Consider the following 13,662-nt stretch of genomic DNA (forward strand, 5'->3'; position numbering starts at 1 on the left):
CGCAAATCCCGCCCCGCTCCACCGTCGAGGTCTTCAACATCCGCTACTTCGGATGCCGTCTACCCGAAAACCGAATTGGTTCTCAGGCTCTACGAACTGCGCTAGTTGATAGTGCGGAGTTTGGGACGCTAATCCGCCCTAAGACTTCTACTGAGCTTGCGCGGTCGTGGTGCTGGTATCGGGCACCTTGTCGTTCCAATCCGGCGGTACGCCGATCGCTCCTCCGACCAGGCCCGCGATGCCCGGCTCGCGGCCGAATGCTTCGCACGCCGCATATTTCGGTGCGCCACCCGCCCATGACTGGATGCGATCCATGGAAGGCGGTTTCCCGAGCCCTCCGAAGGGTGTCTTGCCGGTGACCAGCATGCGGCTGAAATCGTCGCCGAACGCGCTCGCCAGCTCATAGGCGTCACCCGACGGAGACACGCGCGCCGAGCCGGAGAGGGCATTCGCGCCGCGCCCCCAGACCATGGCGGCTTCCTGCTTGCCGTCGCGCGCCCGCGCCTCTGCTTCAACCGACAGTGAGCCAAGGCCAATGGGAATGCGCGGGACCGGCACCGGCACGCCGGGCAGCAGCACGGTCTTGGCGACGGATGCCCCTTTCGATGCCGCCACCGCCTTTTCGTCGGTCGGCGTCATCTGCGTGATCCGCGAATGAACCGTGATATCCGCATCGTCGTTCGCGGCGACCACGGTGAAGCGTTCGCTGAGGCCGGCGCAAAGGGAGCGATCGATCGCGTTGGCGACCAATCTTCGCTCCTGATCCGTGATCCCCTCCACCCTTGCCTTCTCGGCAATCGTCGCAGGGACGATCCGCACGGTGCGTGCCGCCAGCACCTCTTGTTCACGCACATAGAGCTTCGACTTCGTGAGCACGCCATCGGAGGGCTGGAGCTGACTATACGATGTCAGCGACCCGCCCTCATCCAGCGCCACCGTCGCACAGCCGGACATCAGGCAGGCCGCGGCCAATGCCGCCACACCCTGCAACGTGGTGCGACCGGACAAATTCCGCATCCGCCGTCGGAGCAGCTTCGGTAGCAGGCGATGAACGACCATCTGACAGTCCTGTTTCTGACGGCAATGCTGACGACCGTCAGATGCACGACCGATTGAGGCGGAGATATGCTCTTCTCAATACAGATCGATGATCGCGAAATCCTGTCGAAACCGCAGCCGGTATCGTGGTGGGATTAGCTCTGCCGCATCACGCTTGGGTCGGGGACAATGTCGTAGGATGGGCAGAGCGAAGCGAAACCCATCATTCGCGCAGCTTGCTCCATCGCGATGGGTTTCGCTGCGCTCTACCCATCTTACGGGGCTCGCGCGCGATGACACATCGTATTGACTCCCGGGCCAATCGTTATAAAATATAACTATTCTGGGAAGGAAACAATAAGGCCATGGGAAACGCCGACTCCGCCGCGAGCGAGGATCGCGCGGCGCTACTGACAATCGAGCACAACGGCGCGGTCCTGACCGTGGGCCTCAACCGGCCGGCCAAGCGCAATGCGCTGAACGACGGCATCATGCTGGCGATCCAGGATTGCTTTTCCGACATCCCCGATGGCGTCGGTGCCATCGTCGTCCACGGCATCGGCGACCATTTCTCCTCCGGCCTCGATCTCTCCGAACTCTCCGAGCGCGACGCGACCGAAGGCCTGCAGCATTCGCAGATGTGGCACCGGGTGTTCGACCGCATCCAGTACAGCCGCGTGCCTGTGATCGCCGCACTGAGGGGCGCCGTGATCGGCGGCGGGCTGGAGCTTGCCTGCGCCGCGCATATCCGCGTTGCCGAACCGTCAGCCTATTTCGCACTGCCCGAAGGCCAACGCGGCATCTTTGTCGGCGGCGGCGGATCGGTGCGCCTGCCGCGCCTGATCGGCGTGCCCCGCATGATCGACATGATGCTGACCGGACGCGTCTATTCCGCGACCGAAGGCGCGGCCTACGGCTTCGCACAATATCTGACGGATGCGGGCGGCGCATTGCCGAAGGCGATCGAGCTTGCCGAGCGCATCGCGAGGAATGCGCCGCTGACCAATTTTGCGGTGCTGCAGGCGCTGCCGATGATCGCCGAAGCCAATCCGCAGACCGGGCTGTTGATGGAATCGCTGATGGCGACGGTGGCGCAGAGCGACAAGGAAGCCAAACGCCGGATCCGCGAATTCCTCGAACACAAGACCGCGAAAGTGAAGCCGACCTGAGATGAGCGCGAGAGCCGACATGTCAGTGTCAGTCAAAGATGCGACCGCGCATCCGCTGCGCGCGATATCGTTCGGCAATCCCGCTGTTATCATCGAGCGCCGCGACGACGGCACGATCTATCTTCGCCCACGCAGCAAGCTCCTTGATTATCCGCAGCGCATCACCGATCGGCTGCATCACTGGGCCAAGGTCGAGCCCCGCCGCGTGTTCATGGCGGAGCGCGCCGCGGACGGCGCGTGGCGCGAGATCAGCTACGCTGAGCTGCTCGATGCCGCGAGGCACATCGCCTCGGCACTGATCGCGCGCGGCCTGTCGGCGGAAAAGCCGCTCGTGATTCTGTCGGGCAATTCGATTGACCACGCTCTGCTCGCGTTCGGCGCGCTCTATGCCGGCGTGCCGTTCTGCCCAGTGTCGCCGGCCTATTCACTGGTGTCACGCGATTTCGGCAAGCTCGGTTTTGTCATCAAGCTGCTGACGCCCGGCCTTGTCTTCGCCGATGACGCCGGCAAGTTCGCCGCAGCGCTGTCCGCGAATGTTGCGCCAGAGACCGAGATCGTCGCCACGCGCGGCGACCTTCCCGGCCGGGTCGTGACCAGACTTTCCGAGCTGCTGGACACGCCGGAGCATCCGCTGCTCGACGCGACACACCAAGCCATCACGCCGGACACGATCGCGAAATTCCTGCTGACTTCCGGCTCGACCGGCAACCCCAAGGCCGTCATCAACACCCAGCGCATGCTCTGCGCGAACCAGGTGATGTTGCGCGAGACATTGGCGTTCCTGAAGGATGAGCCGCCTGTCATCGTCGACTGGCTGCCCTGGAATCACACCTTTGGCGGCAACCACAATATCGGGCTGACGCTGTTCAACGGCGGCTCGATGTATCTCGATGAGGGCAAGCCGATGCCCGGCGGCATCGAGGACACCGTGAAGAACCTCCGCGAGATTTCGCCCACGGTCTATTTCAACGTGCCCAAGGGTTATGAATCGCTGTTGCCCTATCTGCGCGACGATTCCGGCTTGCGCGCAAAATTCTTCGGCCGGCTGCACGCGATGTTCTTCTCCGGCGCGGCGCTGTCGCCCTATGTGTGGAACAGCCTCGACGAGCTCGCCGTGCGCGAGACCGGCTTTCGCGTGCCAATGCTGACCGGGCTCGGCGCCACCGAGACGGCGCCGTTCTTCATGTCGGTACGGCCGGACACCAGCCGCTCCGGCCATGTCGGCCTTCCAGTGCTCGGCAACGAAGCCAAGCTGTTGCCGAACAACGGCAAGCTCGAAGTGCGCGCCAGAGGGCCAAACGTCACGCCAGGCTATTGGCGCCAGCCGGAACTGACTGCCGCCGCCTTCGACGAAGAGGGCTTCTACAAGTTCGGCGATGCGCTGAAGCCGGCCAAAGCGGATGATCTTGATGCCGGCTTCGATTTCGATGGCCGCATTGCCGAGGATTTCAAGCTCGCCAGCGGCACCTGGGTCAGCGTCGGCCCGCTCCGCGCGCGCTTCATCGCGGCCTGCGCGCCGCTGGTGCGCGACGTCGTCATCGCCGGCATCAACCGCGACGAGATTTCCGCCGTTGTGATCCTGGATCTCGACGGCTGCCGCGTGATCAACCCGGCGCTATCAGCCAACGATATCGCGGCGGCGGCGTCCGATTCCCTGGTCCGCGCCGCTTTCCGCGAGCGCTTCGCCCGCTTCCTCGCCAGCGCTACCGGATCGTCGACCCGGATCACCCGCGCGATCCTGCTCGATGCGCCGCTATCGATCGATCGCGGCGAGGTCACCGACAAGGGTTCGGTCAATCAGCGCGCGGTGCTGGAGCATCGCGCAGCGCTGATCGCGGCGCTTTATGCCGATGTGCCGCCTGCGCACGTCATCACATTGAGCTGAGTTTTATAAGGGAGAAGACCATGCAGTTGAAGGATCAGGCCGCCATCGTCACCGGTGGTGCATCGGGACTGGGCGCCGCGACCGCGCGCCGGCTCGCCGCGCAGGGTGCCAAGGTTGCAGTATGCGACCTCAACGCAAAGCTTGCGGAAAGTGTCGCGGCCGAGATCGGCGGCGTTGCCGTGATCTGCGATGTGTCCGATGCAGCCTCAGCGGAAGCCGCCGTCGCTCAGGCTGCGACAGCGCATGGCCCGGCGCGCATCCTGATCAACTGCGCCGGCATCGGCGTGGCGAAGCGCGTGATCGGACGCGACGGCCCGATGCCGCTCGGCGATTTCGACAAGGTGATCAAGGTCAACCTGCTCGGCTCGTTCAACATGCTGCGGCTTGCGACCGCGGCGATGACAAAGCTCGAGCCGCTACCAAACGGCGAACGCGGCGTCGTGATCTCGACCGCGTCGATTGCCGCCTATGACGGCCAGATCGGCCAGGCCGCCTATTCGGCTTCCAAGGGCGGCATCGTCGGCATGACGCTGCCGATCGCGCGCGAGCTCGCGCAGTTCGGCATCCGTGTGCTGGCGATCGCGCCCGGCCTGTTCCTGACGCCGCTGCTCGCAGGTCTGCCGCAGGAAGCGCAGGATTCGCTCGCCGCCTCGATCCCGTTCCCACACCGGCTCGGCGACGCTGGCGAGTTCGCTTCGCTGGCGCTGCACATGATCGACAACCCCTACCTCAACGGCGAGGTGGTGCGGCTCGATGCCGCGCTTCGCATGGCGCCGCGCTGAGGCCAGCGCATGTTCGTGCACCGGCGCGATGTGCAGATCCAGTGGGGCGATTGCGACCCCGCCAACATCGTCTATTACCCGCGCTATTTCGCGATGTTCGACGATTCGACCTCGATCATGTTCGAAGCGGCCGGCTTCTCGAAACAGGACCTCGTCCGCAACTACGGCCTGGTCGGCATTCCCATGGTCGACACGCGGGCGAAGTTCTACATCCCGTCGACCCATGGCGACTGGATTACAATTGAAACGCGGGTGGAAAGCATCAAGCGCTCGAGTTTCGAAGTGACGCACAAGGTGTTCAAGGGCGAGGCGCTGGCGATCGAAGCTTTCGAGACCCGCGTCCTCGTCGGCAGTGATCCGAACGATCCCGCAAAATTGAAGTCCGCGCCGTTTCCGCAGGAGATCATTGACCGTTTCATGAAGGGCTGATTTGAGTGCCCCGTTCTATTGACCTAAAGAAGGGGCTGGACTGGCCCTGCCAGTTGCTTACACCGACAAGAATAATTGAAAAGGGAGGAATGAATGAGGAAGGCTTATCTCGCCGCCGCTGCGCTGGCTGCAGCGCTGGCGCTGCCGGGCACGCCGGCATCCGCGCAGAATAACGAGATCGTCATCGGCATCTCGATCTCGACCACGGGGCCTGCCGCGGCGCTCGGCATCCCCGAGCGTAACGCGCTGGATTTCGTGCCCAAGGAGATTGGCGGCGTGCCGCTCAAGGTGATCGTGCTCGATGACGGCGGCGACCCGACCGCGGCTACCACCAACGCACGGCGCTTCGTCACGGAATCGAAGGCCGACATCATCATGGGCTCCTCCACCACTCCGCCCTCGATCGCGGTCTCCACCGTCGCCAACGAGGCTGGCATCCCGCATTTCGGGCTGGCGCCGTTTCCGATCAACGAAGCGCGCGCGAAATGGTCGGTCGACATGCCGCAGTCGATCCCGATCATGGGCAAGGTCTTGTACGAGCACATGAAGGCGCATGGCATCAAGACCGTCGGCTATATCGGCTACTCCGATTCCTACGGCGACCTCTGGTTCAACGACTTCAAGGCCCAGGGCGTGCCGATGGGCCTGCAGATGGTCGACGAAGAGCGATTTGCCCGGCCCGATACCTCGGTCGCGGGCCAGGTGCTGAAGCTCGTCGCAGCCAATCCCGACGCGATCCTGGTCGGTGCCTCCGGCACTGCCGCGGCGCTGCCGCAGACCGCGTTGCGCGAGCGCGGCTACAAGGGCCTGATCTACCAGACCCACGGCGCCGCGAGCATGGACTTCGTCCGCATCGCCGGTCCCGCGGCGGAGGGCGTCATCATGGCATCGGGCCCGGTGATGTCGCCGGAGAGCCAGCCGGACAACGCACTGACCAAGAAGCCGGGGCTCGCGCTCAACACCGCCTATGAAGCCAAGTATGGTGCCAATAGCCGCAGCCAGTTTGCCGGCCACTCCTACGACGCCTTCGAAGTGCTGAAGCGCGTGATCCCGGTCGCGCTGAAGGCCGGCAAGCCCGGCACGCCGGAGTTCCGCGAAGGCATCCGCCAGGCGCTGATGAGCGAGAAGGAAATTGTCGCTACGCAAGGCGTCTATAACTGGACCGACAAGGACCGCTACGGTCTCGACGATCGCTCGCGGATCCTGCTCACGGTGAAAGACGGCAAATACGTGCCGGCGATGTGACGATGCGGGGCGGGAGCGTGGATCAAACCGCGCTCTCGCCCTCATGCTGGAAGCCGAGATAGCTTGCGGCGACGCGCTGATTGCTGGCGATATCCCTGGCCGCTCCGCTGAGCACGAACTCGCCGAGCTCCATCACATAGGCGCGGTCGGCGATCTGTAGCGCGGCCTGGGCGTTCTGCTCCACCAGCAGCACCGACACGCCGGCGGCGCGAAGCTCGCCGATGGTGCGGAAGATGTCGGCGACAACGATCGGCGCGAGGCCCAGGCTCGGCTCGTCCAGCATCAGGAGTTTCGGAGCGCCCATCAGCGCCCGCCCCATCGCCAGCATCTGCTGCTCGCCGCCAGACAGCGTGCCGGCGAGCTGCTTGCGCCGCTCCCTCAGCCGCGGGAACAGGCTGTAGACGCGCTCGAACGAATTCGCCGCGGTCGCCTTCGGGACCCGGAATGCGCCGAGCTGCAGATTGTCCTCGACATTCATGGTCGCGAACAGTTCGCGGTGCTCCGGCACGAGGCTGAGGCCCGCCGCAACACGGTCCTCGATGTCGAGCGTGGCCATGTCTCGGCTTGCGAAGGCGGTGCGGCCCTTCAGCGGCAGGATGCCCATGACGGCGTTGAGCAGCGTGGTCTTCCCGGCCCCATTGGCGCCGATGATGGTGACGATCTCGTTCTCGTTAACTTCGAGCGAGACGCCGCGCACGGCTTCGACCTTGCCATAGGCGATATGCACATCGGACACCGACAACAATGCGCTCATGCCGCGGCTCCGAGATAGGCCTTGATGACCTCGGGGTTCTTCTTGATCGCCTCCGGCGTGCCTTCTGCGATCTTGGTGCCGAAATCGAGCACGACGATGCGGTCGGCGAGGTCCATGACAAAACCCATGTCGTGCTCGACCAGCAGCACCGACATGCCGCCGTCGCGCAATTGCCGCAGCAGCGCCGCGAGCCGCTGTTTCTCCATGTGCCGCAGCCCCGCGGCGGGCTCGTCAAGCAGGAGCAGCATCGGATCGACGCAGAGCGCGCGGGCGATCTCGACGATGCGCTGCTGGCCGAGCGAGAGCGAGCCCGCGAGCTGGTCGATCTGGTCGGTGAGCCCGACGCGCTCGATCTGCCGTGCGGCTTCCGCGAGCAGCCGTGCTTCATCCGCGCGGTCGAGGCGGAGCATGCTGGCGACCGCGCCGGAATGTCCCCGCAGATGCGCGCCGATCGCGACGTTCTCCAGCACCGTCATGTCGGGCACCAGCTTGACGTGCTGAAAGGTGCGGGCGACGCCGAGCTTGACCACCTCCTGCGGCGGCGCGTTCTCGACCTTCCTGCCGAGCACGGAGATGGCGCCGCTGGTTGCGGTCAGGACGCCCGTGACCAGGTTGAAGGTCGTGCTCTTGCCGGCGCCATTGGGTCCGATCAGCGCCACGATCTCGCGGGCCCTGACGTCGAAGCTGACATCGTTGACGGCGGTGACGCCGCCGAACTGCTTGCGCGCCTTGTCGAGCTGCAGCAGCACGGCCGCCGCCGTCGGCGCACGCTCCCGGGCCGGCAGCGTCAGCGAATTGTCCACCGTCCTGCGGACCGCCTTGAACGGCAATCGCGCCATCAGCCACGGCCAGACGCCGGATGGCGCGAGCTGCAGCAGCATCACGAGGAGGATGCCGAACACGATGGTCTCGAGCTGGCTCTGGCCGCCGAAGATGTAAGGAAGATAGCTCTGCAGCACTTCCTTCAGGATCACGACGATGCCGGCGCCGAGCACCGCGCCCCAGACATAGCCGGCGCCGCCGACGACGGCGATAAAGAGATATTCGATGCCGGCCTGCGGACCGAACGGCGTCGGGTTGGCGGCGCGCTGGAAATGCGCATAAAGCCAGCCGGACAGGCCCGCCAGCACCGCAGCGTAGATGAACACCAGGAGCTTGGCGCGCGGCGTCTGCACGCCGAAGGCTTCGGCCGCGATATGGCCGCGGCGCAGTGCGCGGATGGCGCGGCCGGTGCGCGAATCCAAAAGGTTCAACGTCAGCACCGCTGAGATCAAGACCGCGATCCAGATCGCATAGTAGATCGTGCCGGGGCTCAGCATCTTGTAGGCGCCGATCGCAAGCGGCGGGATGCCGGAGATGCCGTCGTTGCGGCCGAGGAATTCGAGCTTGCTGAAGAGGTAGAACAGCGCGATGCCCCAGGCGATGGTGCCGAGCGGCAGATAGTGGCCGGACAGCCGCACCGTGACGATGCCGAGCAGCACCGCGGCGATGCCACTGACCAGGAGCGAGACCGGCAGCGTCAGCCACGGCGAGACGCCATAGGCGGTCGTCAACACCGCCGTGGTGTAGGCGCCGAAGCCGCAGAACGCCGCCTGCCCGAACGAGGTGAGCCCGCCGACGCCGGTCAGCAGCACCAATCCCATCGCCACCAGCGCGGCGAGGCCGATATTGTCGAGCAGCACGATCCAGAATGGCGGGATGCCCGGCACCAGCGGGATCAGCGCCATCACGAGGGCGAAGATGATGAGAGGCAATCGCTGCGTCATCGCGCTCAATCCTTCTCTTCTTCGACCGCGGGCGCCGCGAGCGAACGCAGCACCAGGACGGGGAGGATCAGCGTGAAGACGATGACTTCCTTGAAGTTGCTGGCATAGAACGAGGAGAACGCCTCGACGACACCGACGAGAATGGCGGCGATGGCCGTCAAGGGATAGCTGACGAGACCGCCGATGATCGCCGCGATGAAGCCTTTGAGGCCGATCAGGAAGCCGGTGTCGTAATAGAGCGTCGTGATCGGCACGATCAAAATTCCCGAGATCGCTCCGATCAGCGAGGCCAGCAGGAAGGCGATCTGGCCGGACAATGTGGTGCGGATGCCGACGAGGCGGGCGCCGAGGCGATTGACGGCGGTGGCGCGCAGCGCCTTGCCGGTCAGCGAGTAGCCGAAAAACAGCCAGAGCGCGACGATGAAACCAATGGTGAGGCCATAGACCGCGAGGCTCTGGCCGGTGAAGCGGAGCGCGCCCGCTGTCAGCGCGACGTTGGAGAGCGCCGGGCCGCGCAGGCCTTCGGCGCCGAAGAAGACGAGACCCAGGCCCTGCAGCGCGAGATGGCAGCCGACGGAGGCGATCAACAGCACCAGCACGGACGTATGCGCGATCGGCTGGAACGCGATGCGGTAGAGGAACAGCCCGATCGCCGCCACGATCAGAAGCGCGAGCGCGATGTTGACGGCGATCGGCGTCTTCGGCCCGGCAAGCGCATAAGTCAGCAGGCAGACGGCGACTGGAAAGACGATGTCGACCGCGACGGCGCGCGCGATCAGCCGCGCATGCAGCGACTTCCGCGCAAAGAACAGGTCGAGGCCGAACGCCACCAGTCCCATCGCGACCGCGAGCTTCGCGGTGCCCGGCACCTGCCCGGTCGCCAGCATGGCATAGCTCAGCGCGCCATAGGTGACGAACTCGCCCTGCGGGATCAGGATCACCCGCGTGACCGCAAACACCAGGACCAGGGCCAGCCCCAGCAATGCGTAGATGGCGCCGTTGGTGATGCCGTCCTGCAGCAGGAACAGCATGATCGTCGTGTTCAAGGCCGAGCGCTCCCCCTCACGCGGCGGGCCGATCGACGCGTCGCCGCGTTCGATCGTCCGGTGTCGGCTGTTGAAAGCTGCCGACGTTTGATATAATCAATAACAATTATCGAATATAATCTCAAGAGCCCGACTCCCGGGATTGCGAGCCTCGAGCGATGACTGTTCCCAAGACCGCCGCCGACGCCGCCAAGGTATCCCGCCCCGTCGCCGGGCAGGATCTTGATGCTTCGAGCGACGATGGCCTGCTCCACCTGGGAGAACTGTCGGGGCTATTGGGCTATTCGCTGAAGCGTGCGCAGCTCAAGGTGTTCGAGGATTTTCTGCGCTGCGTCGCGCCCTTGCAACTCACGCCGGCACAATTCTCGGTGCTCTTGCTGCTCGACCAGAATCCCGGCCGCAACCAGACCGAGATCGCGAGTACGCTCGGCATCCTGCGGCCGAATTTCGTGGCGATGCTCGACGCCCTGGAGAGCCGCGAACTCTGCGCGCGCATGCGCTCGGCAAGCGACCGCCGCTCGCACATTCTCGTGCTGACCGACAAGGGCCGCGCGGTGCTGGCACGCGCCAAGAAGCTCGTTGCCAACAAGCACGAGGCGCGGCTGATCGAACTCTTGGGACCTGAGAACCACGCGGCGCTGCTGGAGATGCTGGCGAAGATCGCGCGCGAGTTTTGAGGGTGGAGCTGCCGTAGGATGGGTAGAGCGCAGCGAAACCCATCGCGATGGAGCATGCCGCGCCAATGATGGGTTTCGCTTCGCTCTACCCATCCTACGATTCTGCCCAGATCCTCATCCTGAGGAGCGGCGTCTTCGCCGCGTCTCGAAGGATGAGGCCCCGCCGGTGGCCTCGCCCTTCGAGACGACCGCTGCGCGGTCTCCTCAGGGTGAGGGGATAAGCTGGAGTGCGCCGCGCTATCCAGGTCATTGCGAGCGCAGCGAAGCAATCCATAGCGCCGCAAGCGGAGACGTGGATTGCTTCGCTTCGCTCGCAACGACGGAGAGAGCGTGGCGTCAGTCCACTAGGATGACGCGGACGTCGTTGACGTTGGTCAGCGTCGGGCCGGTCAGGAGCAGATCGCCGGTTTGAGCGAAGAAGCCGCTGGCGTCGTTGTTTTCGAGATAGGCCCTGGGATCGAGGCCCTGCGATTTCATCTTCGCGAACGTAGAGTGGTCGATGACGGCGCCGGCCGGGTCGCTGGCACTGCCCGCGCCGCCATCGGCGCCGTCGGTGTCCGCGGCGAGCGCCGAGACATCGGTCATGCCCTTGAGCAGATCGGCGAGCGCAAGCGCGTATTCCTGGTTGGGGCCGCCGCGGCCATTGCCGCGCACGGTCACGGTCAGTTCGCCGCCGGACAGGATCGCGACGCGCCTGCCCTCGCTGCGGGCCGTCAGCGCGAGCTGCGCGTGCGCGGCGGCGACGTCGCGCGCTTCGCCTTCGAGATCGGCGCCGAGATCGATGGTCGCATAGCCGGCCTCGCGCGCGACCTTGACCGCCGATTCGATCGAGGCCTTCGGCTTTGCGATCAACTCGAACGTCGCGCGCGCAAAGGCGGGATCGCCCGGCTTGCAGCTTTCGTTGCCAGGATCATCGAGCGCGCGGCGAACGGAGTCATCGATGGCTAGATTGTATTTGGCGACGATGGCGCGTGCGTCCGCAAGCGTAGTCGGATCTGCTACCGTGGGGCCGGATGCGATCGCGGAAGGATCGTCATGCGGCACGTCGGATATCGCGAGCGTCACGATCTCGGCGCGCTGGCCGGCCCGCGCCAAGCGGCCGCCCTTGATGCGCGACAGATGTTTCCGCACAATGTTCATCTCGCCGATCGGCGCGCCCGAGCGGAGCAGCGCCCGGTTCACCTGCTGCTTCTGCGCAAAACTGACGCCGTCCACCGGCGCGATCCAATTGGCGGAGCCACCGCCGGAGATCAACACCAGCAAGAGATCATCCACGGTCGCCGTCGCCGCCAGCCGCAGCGTATCATCGGCGGCTTTCAGCCCGGCTTCGTCAGGTACGGGATGGCCGGCCTCGACCACCCTGATCCGGCGGGTCGGCACGCCATGGCCGTGGCGGGTAGTTGCAATCCCCGTGAGCAGCGCCGGATCCAGCTCGAGCGCGTCGAGATAGTGTCGTTCGGCCGCCGCCGCCATGGCGGCGGCGCCCTTGCCCGCGGCAAGCACGATCACCCTCCCCTTCGGCACCGGACGCAAATGCGGCGCCAGCACGACGTCCGGATGGGCGGCAGCTACCGCCGCATCGAAGATCGCGCGCAGGAGAGGGCGTCGGTTCGTCATCAGTTGCCAGAGATCTCGCCGCTGAGGACTTCGCCGAACAACTGCCAGCGTTCACCCTTGAACTGCATCAATTGCAACTGCTCGATCGGCATGTAATCAGTCGCGCTCGTGGTCAGCGTCACGCCCGGTAACAGTCCGCCTTGCGCAAATTGCTTCAGGCTTTGCGCCTGCTTCATGACATTCTCCCGGGTCAGGTTGTCGCCGCAGCGACGGAGCACCTCTACCATGGTAGTCGCAAGGTTGTAACCGGTCATCGCCGAAGAGTCGATCCGGTTCATCTCGGGAAGATATTTCGCGAGCAGATCGTCGAATGCCTTGATGCCGGGATCGTTGGCCCACTGGGGATCGCTGACATCCTTGGCATAAGCCGCCGAGATCACGCCCTGCGAGTTCTCAACGCCCGCCGGCTTCATCACGGCCGCCGTCGAGGCGCTGACGTTGGAGATGATCGTGAGCGGCTTCCAGTTCATCTCGCCCAGCTTCTTGATCGCCTGCGCGCCGAACTTCGGGGTGGTGTAAAGCACCAGAACGTCGGGATTGGCCGATTTGATCTTCACCACGTGCGAATCGATGGTCGGCTCCGAGACCTCGTAGCTCTCCTCCAGGACGATCCGCGAGGCGTCTGCGCCGAACCCATCCTTCAGGCCCTTCAGATAGTCCTTGCCCATATCGTCGTTCTGGTAGAGCACGGCCACCTTGGCGCCCGGCTTCTCCTTCATCAGGTATTTCGCGTAGATGCGCGCTTCGCTCTGGTAGCTCGGCAGCCAGCCCATGGTCCAGGGAAAGGTCTTCGGCTCGTTCCACTTGGTCGCGCCGGTGGCGACAAAGAGCTGCGGTACTTTCTTGCTGTTGAGGTATTTCTGGATTGCAGTGTTGGGCGCGGTGCCCAGCGTGCCGACCACCAGCAGAACCTCGTCGCTTTCGACCAGCTTGCGTGCCTGCTCGACCGTCTTCGGCGGGCTATAGGCATCGTCATAGGAGATGAAGTTGATCTTGCGGCCGTTGATGCCGCCCTCGTCGTTGACCTTCTTGAACAATGCAGCCATCGCCTTGCCGACGCTGCCGTAAGCCGAAGCCGGCCCGCTATAGGGCACGATGTTGCCGATCTTGATCTCGGTGTCCGTCGCACCGGTGTCATATTGCTTCTGCGCGAGTGCGGCAGAGGCAGTGGTGGCGGTTACGGCAAAGCCGAGGAATGCGGTTGCAAGGCGGCGTCGGGTCAACATAGGCATAGGACTCCTTCGGAGCAGAAGC

General features: G+C 64.7%; 12 protein-coding genes. 6 read left to right on the forward strand and 6 right to left on the reverse strand.

Annotation, left to right across the window (positions count from 1 at the left end; all coding sequences use genetic code 11):
• Positions 1 to 147: 147 nt before the first annotated feature.
• Positions 148 to 1,059 carry a DUF3313 domain-containing protein gene (locus tag YY7_RS53405; RefSeq protein WP_080663932.1) on the reverse strand — a complete coding sequence of 304 codons (912 nt, stop codon included), beginning with the start codon at positions 1,057 to 1,059 and terminating at the stop codon, positions 148 to 150.
• Between the two features lie 344 nt (positions 1,060 to 1,403).
• On the opposite strand from YY7_RS53405, the gene YY7_RS0131705 reads away from it, so the two are divergent.
• From YY7_RS0131705 to YY7_RS0131725, 5 genes are all read left to right on the forward strand, one after another.
• Positions 1,404 to 2,207 carry a crotonase/enoyl-CoA hydratase family protein gene (locus YY7_RS0131705; protein ID WP_028166735.1) on the forward strand — a complete coding sequence of 268 codons (804 nt, stop codon included), beginning with the start codon at positions 1,404 to 1,406 and terminating at the stop codon, positions 2,205 to 2,207.
• 19 nt (positions 2,208 to 2,226) lie between these two features.
• Positions 2,227 to 4,092 carry a feruloyl-CoA synthase gene (locus YY7_RS0131710; RefSeq protein WP_433994538.1) on the forward strand — a complete coding sequence of 622 codons (1,866 nt, stop codon included), beginning with the start codon at positions 2,227 to 2,229 and terminating at the stop codon, positions 4,090 to 4,092.
• A gap of 20 nt (positions 4,093 to 4,112) precedes the next feature.
• Positions 4,113 to 4,874, forward strand: a complete 762-nt coding sequence (locus tag YY7_RS0131715) for an SDR family NAD(P)-dependent oxidoreductase (RefSeq protein ID WP_028166737.1) — start codon at positions 4,113 to 4,115, stop codon at positions 4,872 to 4,874.
• 9 nt (positions 4,875 to 4,883) lie between these two features.
• Complete coding sequence (locus YY7_RS0131720; RefSeq protein WP_028166738.1) at positions 4,884 to 5,303, forward strand: acyl-CoA thioesterase; 420 nt, start codon at positions 4,884 to 4,886, stop codon at positions 5,301 to 5,303.
• A gap of 93 nt (positions 5,304 to 5,396) precedes the next feature.
• Positions 5,397 to 6,548, forward strand: a complete 1,152-nt coding sequence (locus tag YY7_RS0131725; protein ID WP_028166739.1) for an ABC transporter substrate-binding protein — start codon at positions 5,397 to 5,399, stop codon at positions 6,546 to 6,548.
• 22 nt (positions 6,549 to 6,570) lie between these two features.
• Here YY7_RS0131725 and YY7_RS0131730 read toward each other — a convergent pair whose 3' ends face one another.
• Genes YY7_RS0131730 through YY7_RS0131740 form a run of 3 tightly spaced genes read right to left on the reverse strand, consistent with a single transcriptional unit; the run spans position 6,571 to position 10,114 of the window.
• Positions 6,571 to 7,302: an ABC transporter ATP-binding protein gene (locus tag YY7_RS0131730; protein ID WP_028166740.1), complete on the reverse strand. Its 732-nt coding sequence runs from the start codon at positions 7,300 to 7,302 to the stop codon at positions 6,571 to 6,573.
• On the reverse strand, positions 7,299 to 9,068 hold the full coding sequence (locus YY7_RS0131735) for a branched-chain amino acid ABC transporter ATP-binding protein/permease (RefSeq protein ID WP_051397038.1): 1,770 nt from the start codon (positions 9,066 to 9,068) through the stop codon (positions 7,299 to 7,301). Before YY7_RS0131735 ends, YY7_RS0131730 begins: the two co-directional genes overlap by 4 nt.
• A 5-nt stretch (positions 9,069 to 9,073) precedes the next feature.
• Positions 9,074 to 10,114, reverse strand: a complete 1,041-nt coding sequence (locus YY7_RS0131740; protein WP_028166742.1) for a branched-chain amino acid ABC transporter permease — start codon at positions 10,112 to 10,114, stop codon at positions 9,074 to 9,076.
• 158 nt (positions 10,115 to 10,272) lie between these two features.
• Between YY7_RS0131740 and YY7_RS0131750 the strand changes: the two genes are divergently transcribed.
• Entirely contained in the window at positions 10,273 to 10,791 is a 519-nt protein-coding gene (locus YY7_RS0131750) for a MarR family winged helix-turn-helix transcriptional regulator (RefSeq protein WP_028166743.1), read from the forward strand.
• Between the two features lie 336 nt (positions 10,792 to 11,127).
• Here the strand turns inward: YY7_RS0131750 and YY7_RS0131755 are convergent, their stop codons facing one another.
• On the reverse strand, positions 11,128 to 12,408 hold the full coding sequence (locus tag YY7_RS0131755) for a glycerate kinase type-2 family protein (protein WP_028166744.1): 1,281 nt from the start codon (positions 12,406 to 12,408) through the stop codon (positions 11,128 to 11,130).
• Positions 12,408 to 13,640, reverse strand: coding sequence for an ABC transporter substrate-binding protein (locus YY7_RS0131760; RefSeq protein WP_028166745.1), 1,233 nt, complete (start codon positions 13,638 to 13,640; stop codon positions 12,408 to 12,410). The genes YY7_RS0131755 and YY7_RS0131760 overlap by 1 nt, the downstream gene beginning before the upstream one ends.
• Positions 13,641 to 13,662: the final 22 nt, after the last annotated feature.

Source organism: Bradyrhizobium elkanii WSM2783 (assembly GCF_000472865.1).
Lineage (GTDB): Bacteria > Pseudomonadota > Alphaproteobacteria > Rhizobiales > Xanthobacteraceae > Bradyrhizobium > Bradyrhizobium elkanii_A.

Excerpts from the sequence above, each read along its gene's own strand:
- YY7_RS53405 (WP_080663932.1), bottom strand. The coding sequence starts at position 1,059 with ATGGTCGTTCATCGCCTGCTACCGAAGCTGCTCCGACGGCGGATGCGG.
- YY7_RS0131705 (WP_028166735.1), top strand. The coding sequence starts at position 1,404 with ATGGGAAACGCCGACTCCGCCGCGAGCGAGGATCGCGCGGCGCTACTG.
- YY7_RS0131710 (WP_433994538.1), top strand. The coding sequence starts at position 2,227 with ATGTCAGTGTCAGTCAAAGATGCGACCGCGCATCCGCTGCGCGCGATA.
- YY7_RS0131715 (WP_028166737.1), top strand. The coding sequence starts at position 4,113 with ATGCAGTTGAAGGATCAGGCCGCCATCGTCACCGGTGGTGCATCGGGA.
- YY7_RS0131720 (WP_028166738.1), top strand. The coding sequence starts at position 4,884 with ATGTTCGTGCACCGGCGCGATGTGCAGATCCAGTGGGGCGATTGCGAC.
- YY7_RS0131725 (WP_028166739.1), top strand. The coding sequence starts at position 5,397 with ATGAGGAAGGCTTATCTCGCCGCCGCTGCGCTGGCTGCAGCGCTGGCG.
- YY7_RS0131730 (WP_028166740.1), bottom strand. The coding sequence starts at position 7,302 with ATGAGCGCATTGTTGTCGGTGTCCGATGTGCATATCGCCTATGGCAAG.
- YY7_RS0131735 (WP_051397038.1), bottom strand. The coding sequence starts at position 9,068 with ATGACGCAGCGATTGCCTCTCATCATCTTCGCCCTCGTGATGGCGCTG.
- YY7_RS0131750 (WP_028166743.1), top strand. The coding sequence starts at position 10,273 with ATGACTGTTCCCAAGACCGCCGCCGACGCCGCCAAGGTATCCCGCCCC.
- YY7_RS0131755 (WP_028166744.1), bottom strand. The coding sequence starts at position 12,408 with ATGACGAACCGACGCCCTCTCCTGCGCGCGATCTTCGATGCGGCGGTA.
- YY7_RS0131760 (WP_028166745.1), bottom strand. The coding sequence starts at position 13,640 with ATGCCTATGTTGACCCGACGCCGCCTTGCAACCGCATTCCTCGGCTTT.